Here is an 11,452-nt window from a genome sequence, read left to right as displayed (position 1 = left end):
CTTCTCGAACTCGCCCGCGACCTCGCGGAGGATGTGCACCGCCTCGGACTCCAGGGCGGCCAGATGGCTGAGTGCGTACGGGCTGTCGATCTCCTCGGAGACGGTGGCGACGGTCGTCACACCAGGCCCCTTTCGGCGAGTAGCGTGTGGACGAGGGCCGCGGACTCCCGCACGGTCCGGTGCTGCGCGGCGATGCGCAGGTCCGGCGAGACGGGCTCCTCGTACGGGTCGTCGACCCCGGTGAGCCCGGAGATCTCACCGGCGGCCTGCCGCGCGTACAGGCCCTTCACATCACGCACGGAGCACACCTCGACCGGTGTCGCCACATGCACCTCCAGGTAGGGGGTGCCACTGCTGCGGTGGCGGTCGCGCACCGCCTCGCGGCTGTCGGCGTACGGCGCGATCACCGGGACCAGCGCCAGCACCCCGTTGCGGGCGAGGACTTCGGCGACCAGGCCGATGCGCTGCACGTTCGCGTGCCGGTCGGCGCGGGAGAAGCCGAGGCCGGCGGAGAGGAAGCGGCGGATCTCGTCGCCGTCGAGCACCTCCACCCGCCGGTCCCGTGACCGCAGCAGCCGTGCGACCTCGTACGCGATGGTGGTCTTGCCCGCGCTGGGCAGACCGGTCAGCCAGACCGTCGCGCCCGGGTGGCAGGTGCAGCGGGTTCGGCGGGTGTCCTTTCCGCGGACTTCCACGGTGCCACTAGGCATGGGAGAGATCCTTGTCGGTTGCGGGCGGGGTGGGGGCGAGGCCGACGGCGCTCTCGGGAGAACCCTCGCGGGGGAGCTGCAGGGTCAGCGTGCCCAGGACCACGGTGGTGGCGGCGATCACGACGTAGTACCACATGAAGTCTCCGGTCCATGACTTGAGCAGGCCGGCCGTGTAGTTGCCCGCGATCCCGCCGAGCCCCTGCGTCACGTTGGTGACACCGAAGATGACGGTCGCGGCGGCACCGGAGGCCGACTTCGAGACGTAGGCGGGCACGAGCCCGTAGATGGGGTAGAAGGCGAGGGCGAAGAGGACGCCGGACACCAGCGGGAGGTATCCGACGGGTGCGAGGACGAGCAGCGCCGCCGAGACGAAGAACATGCCGTAGCACAGGACCAGGGACGTGCGGACGCCGATCCGGTCGGAGAGCCAGCCGACGGCGAACCCGGCACCCATGCCGATGACGCCGATGACGCCCCACACCTGTGCCGCGAAGTCGATGTCGAAGCCGAGCCCCTCGCGGAGGTAGGGCGAGAGGTAGTTCTGGAAGGGCATGCAGGCGAATCCGTTGAGGAACTTCATCACCCAGACGATGACGACCCACCGGACCAGGATCATCCGCCAGCCCGCGCCGGCGCTGTCGTCGCGGGCGGCCCTGTCCGCGACCGCCGTCCGGGGGCCGTCCGAGGGGCGGAACAGTCCCACCCGGAAGAAGGCGAAGGCGGCGATCGAGGTGGCCGTCAGGGTGCCGAGTCCGACGCAGAACCACAGCCCGCGCCAGTTGCCCGCGCCGACGAACGACGGGACCAGGAGGCTGTTGACGAAGACGCCGTAGCTGGTGCCGCTGGAGATCAGGCCCAGCACCTTGCCGCGGTGCTCGTAGTCGATGACCCGGCCGACGATCTCGACCAGCGGTACGTAGACGGACGCGGCGGTGCCGCCCATGACCGCGAGCAGCACGCCGATGACGACGATGCTGTCCGTCATCGGTATGGCCACCAGGCACAGGCCGCACAGTGCCGCCGATCCGATGGTCACCTGGCCGCCGCCCACCCGGGTCGACAGCCAGGTGCCGAGCAGCGCGAACAGGAGGAACCCGAGCTGCCCGGCGGCCGTGACCGTGCCGACCACGGTGTAGCCGAACCCGAGGTCCCTGCGCATGTCGGTGACGATCTGCGCGAAGAGGTAGAAGCCGAATCCGTAGGTCGCTGCCACGAAACTGGTCAGCAGTGCCGTGATGACGAATCCGGCGATGACGTGCGAGCGGTTCGTCGGTGCCGATGTCTTCACCATGGGTGCCGGCCTCTCAGCTCTTCCTCGCTCGTTGCCGGGGCCGGGGCGGGCCGCATCAGGCCTTCCTGGCGACGTGGATGACGAAGTCGACCTCGTCCCGGTCGAAATCGCGGCGGAAGTCGCCGAACTCCTCGACCGAGTCGAACCCCGACTCCCGTAGCAGGCCGGACAGTTCGGCGGAGAGGATCGGGTACACCTCCAGATGGTGGGTGCTGCGGTCCGGGAACTCGTACCGGAAACGGCACAGCCGGTCGTCGATGTGCGCGACCGAGACCGAGGCCCCGGTGCCGCAGTAGTAGTAGTTGCCGCTGCTCTGGTAGCGGTGCCGGCGAATGGAGTCGAAGTTGCGGTGGTCGACGACGAGGACCCCGCCCGGGTTCAGCGCCTCGTGGAACTCGGCGAGGACCGCGCGCCGGTCGGACTCCTGGAACAGGTGGGGGAACGAGCTGCCGAGGCAGACGATCGCGTCGTACCGTCCGTCGACGTGGTCGCGCAGCTCCCGCCAGTCCGTCCGGACGACGGGGAACCGCTGACCGTGCCGCGCCGCGTTCGCCCGGGTACGGTCGATCATCTCCGCGCTGCCGTCCGCGGCGGTGACGTCGAAGCCGTGCCGGGCCAGCATGACGGAGTGGTATCCGGTGCCGGAGGCCGCGTCGAGGACGCGACGGGCCCCGGCCTCCGCGAGGATCTCCACGAAGAAACCCTGCTCGCCCTGCTCGCGGAGCTCCCAGTCGATCAGCTCGTCCCAGCGGTCCACGAGGGTGGGGATGTACTGGCCCGCGAAGTCGTCCGCGGGCGTGGCGGTGTTGGTGGTCATGGGGTGTCTCCCGACGGGTCTATCGGTGTGAGGGGCGCGACCGTTGGCAGCGGGCGGTTCGGTGCGGCGGGGCCCGGTCGGGCGGGGGCCGCGGCGGGTCCGGCGGGGCCTGCGGTGTCTGCGGGGTCTGCTGTTCCGGGGCGGGGCCGCGGAGGTGCGCCGGCGGGGCCGCGGCGGCGGGTCCGGAGGGACCCTGGGCGGTCCGGCGGGCCGCATCCCGCTCAGTCGAAGCGGGCGGCGAACTCCGCGTACTTCTGGGCGAGTTCGTCGGCCCACTCGGCGCAGTCGCCGAGCTTCATGCTGGGGCAGTCGTATCCGAGCAGACGCTTCATGACGGACATCTCCCGCTCGGCGAAGTGCACGGTCGCGTCGTCGTCGATCCGGTCGATGCCGTCGGCCCGCTGGCAGACCTCGTTGAGCCGTACCGCCTGCTCCGCCGTGACGCCTTCCGGCAGGTCGAGCGTCCCGCCGTCCCGGTGGACGCGGACCGGGTAGCCGCCGGGCAGCCCGGAGGGCGCCGGCGCGTGCGCGAGGACGCCGCTGTCCGCCGCCATGCCGCGCAGGACCCGCACGGCGGAGGAGGCGGTGAGAAGCTGGCCCTCGACGCCGCCGAGGCGCTTGAGCCGGTTGTCCAACTGGGCGAACAGCGCGCGGTGGTCGATGTCCGCGGAGGCCTCCGCGCCCCTGACCCGCACGTCGAGGTGGTAGGCGCCGTTCCCCGCGTCGCCGAACCGGGGGACGTAGTGGCTGAAGTAGTGCTGCGCGACGAGCCTCAGCTCGACGTCCGCGGCGCCGACGCCCAGCAGGTGCGCCGAGCCGCGGGTCAGGGCGGGCACGATGTTGGCGACGTTGCCCACGCCGATGGCCGGCGCGAGACCGACCTTGTCGAGTACCGGGCCCACCGCGTCGGGGAACGAGGCGTTCACCACCCTCGCGCCGGTCCCGGACGCCCTGACGGCCTGCATCAGCAGGTGGTTCAGCGTCAGGTGCATGGGCAGCCAGGGCCCGAACTGCGCCTCGTCCAGCTCCTCGAACACCTCCCTGGGCAGCCTGGTGATGACCCGCCAGGACTGCAGGGAGCCGCCCATGAACACGATGTCCGGGCGGACCCGGGCGAGGGTCTCGGCGGTCGCCTCGACGTTCCTGAGGTCCATGTGCACCGTGTCCACGCTGCCGTGCAGCCCCAGGTTCGTGGCGGTGAACAGGGCCAGATTGCCGCGCCGGCGGATGGTCTCGGTGTCCCGTCCGGCCAGCACGACCCGGTTGGTCGCGGGATCGCCCAGCAGCATGCTGAGCACCCGGGCCGACAGGTCGCCCATCCCGACGAGCATGATCAGCGGCTTCCCGGCGGGCCGTCCCGCCGGTCCCTCCGCCGCGGAGTGGTGATTCACCGTCTCTGCCTTCCTCGCGCTCAACGCGGATAGGAGCCGTTGTCGGCGCGCAGCACGGCGCCGGTCAGTGTCCGCGACCGCTCGCCGAGCAGGTAGGCGCACACGTCGGCGACGTACTCGGGGCGGATGTCGCCGTCGAGCAGCTCCTGGCGCTTGTACTCGGCGTACCGGTAGTCGGGTATGCGGTCGGCGATGGCCGTGCCGACGATCAGCCCGGGCGACACCGCGTTCACCCTGATGTGCGGGGCGAAGTTCATGGCGTTGGACTTGGTGAGCCCGATGACGCCGGCCTTCACCGTTCCGTAGAGGGCGTCCGAGCTGCCCACCTCGCCGGCGACCGAGGCCAGGTTCACGATCGCGCCGCGCCGCTCGGCGGGCAGCAGGTGGCCGGCGAACCGCCGCGAGAGCCACACCGGCCCCTTGATGTTGCTGCCGATGACGCGGTCGATCGTCTCGTCGTCGTACTCCCACACGGGCTGCCCGAGATACAGGCCGGCGTTGTTGACCAGGCCGTCCACCTCCGGGTGGGCCGCGAGGACCGCGTCCATGAAGCGGTCGCAGTCCTCGTGCGAGGAGACGTCGCACACGTAGGTGTGAAGCGGGCGGCCGTGGTGCTCGTCGACCAGCGACTTCAGTCCGTCCTCGTCGATGTCGCAGGTGATGACCGTCATGCCGGCGTCGAGCAGCCGCCCGACCAGGGCCCGCCCGACGCCGCCGGCGCCACCCGTCACGATCACGGTGCGCACACTCATGCCGTTGCCTCCTTCTGCTGCGAGGGCCGGATCCGGAACTGGTCGAGGTGTTCGTAGAAGGGGCGGCAGTGGCGCACGAACTCGCGCAGGTGCGGCAGGTCGCCGTACCCGAACCGGTACTTGCGCCGCGGGGCCCCGAGCCCGCTGCTCGCCGACACGTCGGTGTGCCAGCCGCTCCACGTGGTCCACTCGGGCTGCTCCCCGGCGGACCAGCTCAGCGCCTCCGGTCGGAACGGGACGCCGATCGCCTCGCAGTAGGCGGCGATCGTCTCGTGCGGCCGGGCCGCCAGGTCGGCCGCGTTGAGCACCAGCGGCGGCGTCCCGGTCAGCTCGGTCACGAGGTCGAAGAGGCGGGCCAGCTCGCGGTAGCCGAGCACGTCCCGGGTGACCTCGGGGTGCACGGTGGCGTGGGAGAGCACCGCCTCCTCCGGGTCCCGCACCAGGAACGTGTTGACCTGGCCGCGCAGGTACTCCGGATCGCCCAGCAGGTGGTCCAGGCAGTGGTAGGGGAAGTCCTTGTGGAACACCGGGCGCTCAGCGCGTGCCGCCTCCATCATCCGTCTGATGTCGGGGTAGGTGAGGGGGTGGCCCGGCTGGGGGTTCTTGTGGGGGATCGCGGCGCGTTCCTCGTGCATGAAGTAGACGTAGGCGAACTCCTCGTGGAAGACGGTGAAGTCGCCACGCTCGATGAAGGACCGCTCGAGCGCCGTCGACATGGACCGGGGATGGCTCCAGAGGGCGACGGACGGGTGCATGGTGGGGGCTCCCTCCCTGTTGCGGACGGCGGCGGTCAGCGGGTGCTCGCGGACAGCAGCAGCGGCCGCGTGGAGTCGGTCATCGTCTGGAAGCGGTGGGCGATGAAGTCGAGCAGCTTCCGCGTGTTGCCGAGGACCTCGGCGTACGTCGAGATGAAGCTGCCGTAGTGGGCGAACTTGTCGATGCTCATGCCGTGCGGCTCGTAGGCGCTCTGGAAGGAGGGCAGCCACATCAGCTTCTCCAGCACCTCGGCCGGCACCTCCTGCTCGACCGCGTCGGGCGCGAACGCGGGCAGTTCGCCGTCGCGCCGCATCACGTCGGCCACGAAGCGGGGCTTGCAGGTGTAGGCGATCGCTCCGCCCGCGCTCTGCTCCAGATGCGTGCTCAACCTGCCGGGGAGCGTCGCCGGGTCGTCGACCTCCAGGCTGGACAGCAGGAGTTTCACCGGGTGGCCGTGGTCCCGGATCCGCCGGTGGATGCGCTTGAGGACGGCCACCTCGGCCCAGCGGATGTCCTCGGCGGTGAGGGCGATACCGCGGACGCCCGCTTCGTGGTGCAGGTCGGCGTTGGCGCCGAAGCGGCCGATCATGTGGGTGAAGACGGCGCGCCACCGGTCCAGGGCGACACCCCGCCGGCGGGCCTCGGCCAGCCCGGACTCGACGGCCTCTGCGCAGGCGAGGAACTGCGGAACGGTGTACGAGAGCGTGTTGTTGACGGAGATCCCGTGGCCCACGAGCCGCCGGATCACCTCGTACCCGGCGGCGGAGCCGGGCACCTTCACCATCAGGTTCGGCGCCGTCCGGGCGATCCGCCCGGCCTGCTCGAGCATGAGGTCGGCGTCGAACATCAGACGCGGATCGAGCTGGCCGGAGACCCAGCCGAACCGTCCCCCGCTCGCCTCCCACATCGGCAGCATCCGCGCCGCCGCCCGGCGGAGGGCCTCCTCGTACACGAGGCGGAAGGTGCTCTCCACGTCGGGGAAGCTCTGGCCGCGGATGAGTGCGTCGATCTCCCGGCCCCACATGCCGGGGGAGGCGAGAATGCTCTGCGCGACCAGCGAGGGGTTGGTCGTTATTCCGCGCACGAGTGAGTCGTCGGGTTTCTCCGGGCACAGGAACCGGTCGAGTTCGCGCGCCCAGCGATCCCGGGTTTCCCGGTCCGGCGCCTCCTTCAGGAAACCGTCCCGCCACCGGGGGAAATCGAGCGGTGAGGAATCCCACCAGATTTCGGCCGCAGGACTGACGCGCTGCAGTTCTTCAAGAACGAGCGGCATGCGAGAGTGACCTTCCGATCCGATCCCGGGCTCCGGGAGAGAGGGACAGACTTACTGAAGCAGTGCGTTCTCACGGGCTGATATCGATGCGCTCACGGGCAGTCCCGACGACCACTTCGCGAGCAGGTCCAAAAGCGCGGTCATCGAGTCGAAGGTGACGGCGCCGGCCGCGGCGAGAGACGCCGCCGTGCCGTTCTCCGGCGGTGCGTAGCCGAAGACGGCCATGCCGGCGGCGACGGCCGCCAGCACCCCGGGAAGGCTGTCCTCGACGACGGCGCAGCGTTCGGCCGGAACCCCCGTGTCCCGGGCCGCGTGGAGGAACAGTCCGGGGTCCGGCTTCCAGGAGCCGACCTCGTACGCGCTGTAGATGCGACCCTGGAAGAGGGGCAGCAGCCCGGTCAGTCCGAGGGTGTGCTCGATCTTCTCGCGGGGTGCGCTGGAGGCGGTGCAGAACGGGGTCGTGAGTTCGTCGAGCACCTGCCGCACGTGCGGAACGGGCCGCAGGGACGTGGTGAACAGGGCCGCCGCCCGGCGCCGGAACTCCGGCACGAAGTCGGGGGGAAGGGCCCTGCCGAGCCTCTGCTCCAACTCGGCGACCCACGCGGCGACCTTCCGTCCGCGGATGAGGGCGAGTGCGTCGGCCGGCGAGAAGCGGAGCCCCTCGGCCGCCACCAGCTCCCGCATGGCCTGCGCGCTGAGGGTCTCGCTGTCCACCAGAACACCGTCGCAGTCGAAAACGACCAGTCTTTTCGCCACCGGGGGTGTTCCTTCCGTCGAGGTGTGAACGGGTCCCAGAACAGCACGGCGGTCTCACGATTCGCTCCTGGCCGGATACCGACAGGGGAGATGCACGCAAAGACCGGCAAACCGGGCGCGGATGACAGAGTCCTCGGCGATATGGAGTTGCCGCTGGAGGCCGCCGCGACCTTCCGGATACGTTCTGCGGCAGGGGCATCGCTGATTGACGTCAGCGTTCGATCACGGCTGAACCATGTCCGGGGATTCACCTCGGACCGCAGTCCGGAGTGTCCATACGAGAGGAATTCCCCATGGAGTTCGGAGTTCTCGGTCCGCTTTCCCTCACGGATCCACCGGTGAGTCCCCTGTCCGCGATCGCGCCGGACCACGGCGCGGGCGCAGCCACCGAACGGCTCCCTTCCGCGCCCAAGACACGACAGCTCCTCGCACTGCTCCTGCTGCACGCCGGGGCCCAGGTCTCGCTCGGTACCTGTGTGCAGGAACTGTGGGGCGACGACTCGCCCCGCAGCGCCGTGCAGAGCGTCCACACCCGGGTGTTCCAGCTCCGCCGGGCACTGGCCGGCCTGCCCTCAGTGGGCTCGGTGCAGGCCGCGAAGCGCATCCTGGAGACGCGCCACCAGGGCTACCTGCTGCACGTCCCGCAGGGCGGCCTGGACCTGCACGCGCTGGACGCGCACATGGCCGAGGCCCGCCGGGCCCGGGCCCTCGGCGACGACGCGCTGTGCGCCGCCGCACTGCGCTCCGGACTGGGCCTCTGGCGCGGACGGACGCTCGTCGACATCGAGGCGGGCCCGCACCTCCAGGCCCGCATCTCCCACCTGGAAGGGGTGCGGATGACCGCACTGGAGCAGTCCCTGGACGCCGAGCTGCGGCTCGGTCTCCACCACGAGCTGCTCTCCGAGCTGAGCCTGCTGGTCTCCCGCCATCCGACGCACGAGAACCTGCACGCCCAGTACATGATCGCCCTCTACCGGTCGGGACGCACCGCCCACGCGCTGGACGTCTTCCAGGCCCTGAGCCGCCATCTCGGCGACGAACTCGGCATCGAACCGTCGCGCCGGCTGCGGACGCTGCAGACCGCCGTGCTGACCGAGAGCTCGGAGCTGGACCTGCGGCCGCCGGAGAACCTGAGACTTTCGCTGGACCTGGTCAGCACCGGCCGCTGAGACACCGCCCGCCGCGTGCCGGCGCCCCCGCACCGCCCTACGGCCCCGCACCGGCCCGCACCCCCCGCACCGCCGTACGGCCCCGCACCGGCCCGCACCCCGCACCGGCCCGCACCCCCCGTACCGTCCCGCATCCCCGCACCGCCCCGAACCGGGCGCGGCCGGGCAAGGCCCCGGGCGGACGCCCCCGCGGGGCGCCCCGGCCGGCGCGCCCCGCCCGTGCACCGCCCCTCCCCGACCGGATGACAAGGAGAGCCATGTCCCGCCGCCTGTTCACCTCGGAGTCGGTCACCGAAGGCCACCCCGACAAGATCGCCGACCAGATCAGCGACGCCGTGCTCGACGCGCTGCTGCGGGAGGACCCGCGGTCGCGTGTCGCCGTGGAGACCCTCATCACCACGGGACACGTCCAGGTGGCGGGCGAGGTGACCACCCGGGCCTACGTCCCCGTGGCGGAACTCGTGCGCGAGAAGATCCTGGAGATCGGCTACGACTCGTCGGCGAAGGGATTCGACGGCGCCTCCTGCGGGGTGTCGGTCTCCCTGGGATCCCAGTCGCCGGACATCGCCCGAGGGGTGGACGGGACGGACCCGGCCGACGGCGCGCAGGACGCCCCCGGTCCGGCCGCGGACCCGCTCGACCGGCAGGGTGCCGGGGACCAGGGCCTGATGTTCGGCTACGCCACCGACGAGACCCCGGAACTGATGCCGCTTCCGGTCCACCTGGCCCACCGGCTCTCCCACCGCCTGGCCCGGGTCAGGAAGGACGGGACGCTTCCCTACCTGCGTCCCGACGGCAAGACGCAGGTCACCGTCGAGTACGACGGCGACCGGCCGGTCCGGCTCGACACCGTCGTCGTCTCCTCCCAGCACGCCCGCGGCGTCGACCTGGACGGTCTGCTCGCCCCGGACGTCCGGGAGCACGTCGTGGAGCACGTCCTCGCCGGACTGGACGCCGACGGCGTCAAACTGGAGACCGACGGATACCGGCTGCTGGTGAACCCGACCGGCCGGTTCGAGATCGGCGGCCCGATGGGCGACGCGGGGCTGACCGGCCGGAAGATCATCATCGACACCTACGGCGGCATGGCCCGGCACGGCGGCGGCGCGTTCTCCGGCAAGGACCCGTCCAAGGTCGACCGCTCGGCGGCCTACGCGATGCGCTGGGTCGCCAAGAACGTCGTCGCCGCGGGCCTGGCCCGGCGCTGCGAGGTCCAGGTCGCCTACGCCATCGGCAGGGCCGAACCGGTCGGACTGTTCGTCGAGACCTTCGGCACCCACACCGTCCCCGCCGCACTCATCGAGCAGGCGATCACCGAGGTCTTCGACCTGCGGCCGGCCGCGATCATCCGCGACCTCCGGCTGCTCCGCCCGATCTACTCCCGGACCGCGGCGTACGGCCACTTCGGCCGCGAGAGCGCCGACTTCACCTGGGAGCGCACCGACCGTGCCGCCGAACTCCGCCACCGCGCCGGGGTCTTCCGGTGAGCGCGCCCGTCGCGCCGCCCGCGGCTGCCCGGGCCGGGGACCGCAGCCCGGACCGGGACGTCCCGCTGCCGGACGCGGGCGCCGGCCGGCCCGGCTTCTCCTTCGAGTTCTTCCCCCCGAGGACCGGGGCGGGTGAACGCACGCTCTGGGAGGCGGTCCGCCGTGTGGAGGCCCTGTCGCCGGACTTCGTCTCCGTCACCTACGGCGCCGGCGGTTCGTCCAGGCAGCGCACGGTCGAGGCCACCCGGCGGATCGCCGCCGAGACGACACTGCGGCCCGTCGCCCATCTGACGGCCGTCGGGCACTCGGTCGCCGAACTGCGGCGCATCGTCGGCCAGTACGCCGACGCGGGGGTCCGGGACGTCCTGGTCCTGCGCGGCGACCCGCCGGGAGACCCGGGCGGCCCCTGGACCCCGCACCCCCGGGGCTTCCGGCACGCCGTCGAACTCGTCGAACTCGTCCGCTCGCTGGGCGACTTCTCCGTCGGAGTGGCCGCGTTCCCCGAACGCCACCCGCGCTCGGCCGACTGGCCCACCGACATCCGGCACTTCGTCGCCAAGTGCCGGGCCGGCGCCGACTACGCCATCACGCAGATGTTCTTCCACGTGGAGGACTACCTGCGCCTGCGCGACCGGATCACTGCGGCCGGCTGCGACACGCCGATCATCCCGGAGATCATGCCCGCCACCGACGTGCGGCAGATCCGCCGCTTCGCCGCGCTGAGCGGCGCCGCCTTCCCCGCCGCCCTCGCCGCGCGCCTGGAGGCGGCCCGCGGCAACCCGGCCGAGGGGCACCGCATCGGGGTCGAGTACGCGACCGCGATGGCGGCGCGACTGCTGGAGGAGCAGGCGCCCGGACTGCACTACATCACCCTCAACCGGTCCTCGGCGACGCTCGAGATCCACCGCAACGTCCGGCCCGCCCACCCCCGTCCGACGCACCTCCGGCCCGTCCGCGCCCACCCGGCCCGGACCCATCCGGTCCAGGCCCGCCCCGCCCACGTCCACCCCGCCCACGCCCACCACTGAACGGCCGCCACCGACCCGGCCG

11 protein-coding genes and 1 pseudogene are annotated in these 11,452 nt (G+C 71.6%); 3 read left to right on the top strand and 9 right to left on the bottom strand.

The annotated features are described in order from the left end of the window. From ACL02U_RS20320 to ACL02U_RS20280, 9 genes and pseudogenes are all read right to left on the bottom strand, one after another. Window positions 1-120: pseudogene (locus ACL02U_RS20320) on the bottom strand (sulfate adenylyltransferase small subunit); the annotation flags it as partial. After that, window positions 117-710 carry an adenylyl-sulfate kinase gene (gene cysC, locus ACL02U_RS20315; RefSeq protein ID WP_412792284.1) on the bottom strand — a complete coding sequence of 198 codons (594 nt, stop codon included), beginning with the start codon at window positions 708-710 and terminating at the stop codon, window positions 117-119. The pseudogene ACL02U_RS20320 and the gene cysC, both read right to left, overlap by 4 nt. Continuing rightward, window positions 703-2,001 carry an MFS transporter gene (locus ACL02U_RS20310; protein WP_412792283.1) on the bottom strand — a complete coding sequence of 433 codons (1,299 nt, stop codon included), beginning with the start codon at window positions 1,999-2,001 and terminating at the stop codon, window positions 703-705. Before ACL02U_RS20310 ends, cysC begins: the two co-directional genes overlap by 8 nt. A 55-nt stretch (window positions 2,002-2,056) precedes the next feature. After that, window positions 2,057-2,818: a class I SAM-dependent methyltransferase gene (locus tag ACL02U_RS20305; protein WP_412792282.1), complete on the bottom strand. Its 762-nt coding sequence runs from the start codon at window positions 2,816-2,818 to the stop codon at window positions 2,057-2,059. Window positions 2,819-3,039: 221 nt separating this feature from the next. Continuing rightward, window positions 3,040-4,209 (bottom strand): hypothetical protein, encoded by a 1,170-nt coding sequence (locus ACL02U_RS20300; RefSeq protein ID WP_412792281.1) that lies wholly within the window; start codon window positions 4,207-4,209, stop codon window positions 3,040-3,042. 20 nt (window positions 4,210-4,229) lie between these two features. Continuing rightward, the gene (locus ACL02U_RS20295; protein WP_412792280.1) at window positions 4,230-4,961 is read right to left on the bottom strand and encodes an SDR family NAD(P)-dependent oxidoreductase; all 732 of its coding nucleotides are present in this window, start codon (window positions 4,959-4,961) and stop codon (window positions 4,230-4,232) included. Next, a complete protein-coding gene (locus ACL02U_RS20290; RefSeq protein WP_412792279.1) occupies window positions 4,958-5,716 on the bottom strand; it encodes a hypothetical protein in 759 nt (252 codons plus the stop codon). Before ACL02U_RS20290 ends, ACL02U_RS20295 begins: the two co-directional genes overlap by 4 nt. A gap of 35 nt (window positions 5,717-5,751) precedes the next feature. Next, window positions 5,752-6,990, bottom strand: coding sequence for a transaldolase family protein (locus ACL02U_RS20285; RefSeq protein WP_412792278.1), 1,239 nt, complete (start codon window positions 6,988-6,990; stop codon window positions 5,752-5,754). Window positions 6,991-7,041: 51 nt separating this feature from the next. Further along, window positions 7,042-7,746: an HAD family hydrolase gene (locus tag ACL02U_RS20280; protein WP_412792277.1), complete on the bottom strand. Its 705-nt coding sequence runs from the start codon at window positions 7,744-7,746 to the stop codon at window positions 7,042-7,044. A 338-nt stretch (window positions 7,747-8,084) separates the two neighbouring features. Here ACL02U_RS20280 and ACL02U_RS20275 point away from each other — a divergent pair, with 338 nt between their 5' ends. From ACL02U_RS20275 to metF, 3 genes are all read left to right on the top strand, one after another. After that, on the top strand, window positions 8,085-8,915 hold the full coding sequence (locus tag ACL02U_RS20275) for an AfsR/SARP family transcriptional regulator (RefSeq protein ID WP_412792276.1): 831 nt from the start codon (window positions 8,085-8,087) through the stop codon (window positions 8,913-8,915). A 257-nt stretch (window positions 8,916-9,172) separates the two neighbouring features. Beyond that, window positions 9,173-10,402 (top strand): methionine adenosyltransferase, encoded by a 1,230-nt coding sequence (gene metK, locus ACL02U_RS20270; protein WP_412792275.1) that lies wholly within the window; start codon window positions 9,173-9,175, stop codon window positions 10,400-10,402. Window positions 10,403-10,467: 65 nt separating this feature from the next. Further along, the gene (metF, locus tag ACL02U_RS20265) at window positions 10,468-11,430 is read left to right on the top strand and encodes a methylenetetrahydrofolate reductase [NAD(P)H] (protein WP_412792286.1); all 963 of its coding nucleotides are present in this window, start codon (window positions 10,468-10,470) and stop codon (window positions 11,428-11,430) included. Window positions 11,431-11,452 lie beyond the last annotated feature (22 nt).

It is taken from the genome of Streptomyces sp. MS06 (genome assembly GCF_047200655.1).
GTDB lineage: Bacteria > Actinomycetota > Actinomycetes > Streptomycetales > Streptomycetaceae > Streptomyces.
The sequence above is the reverse complement of the archived record's forward strand: the minus strand, read 5'-3'. Positions and strand labels throughout refer to the sequence as shown.

Bases quoted from the DNA above. Each gene is read 5' to 3' on its own strand.
- ACL02U_RS20305 (WP_412792282.1), bottom strand. From the start codon at position 2,818: ATGACCACCAACACCGCCACGCCCGCGGACGACTTCGCGGGCCAGTAC.
- cysC (WP_412792284.1), bottom strand. From the start codon at position 710: ATGCCTAGTGGCACCGTGGAAGTCCGCGGAAAGGACACCCGCCGAACC.
- ACL02U_RS20285 (WP_412792278.1), bottom strand. From the start codon at position 6,990: ATGCCGCTCGTTCTTGAAGAACTGCAGCGCGTCAGTCCTGCGGCCGAA.
- ACL02U_RS20290 (WP_412792279.1), bottom strand. From the start codon at position 5,716: ATGCACCCGTCCGTCGCCCTCTGGAGCCATCCCCGGTCCATGTCGACG.
- metK (WP_412792275.1), top strand. From the start codon at position 9,173: ATGTCCCGCCGCCTGTTCACCTCGGAGTCGGTCACCGAAGGCCACCCC.
- ACL02U_RS20310 (WP_412792283.1), bottom strand. From the start codon at position 2,001: ATGGTGAAGACATCGGCACCGACGAACCGCTCGCACGTCATCGCCGGA.
- ACL02U_RS20295 (WP_412792280.1), bottom strand. From the start codon at position 4,961: ATGAGTGTGCGCACCGTGATCGTGACGGGTGGCGCCGGCGGCGTCGGG.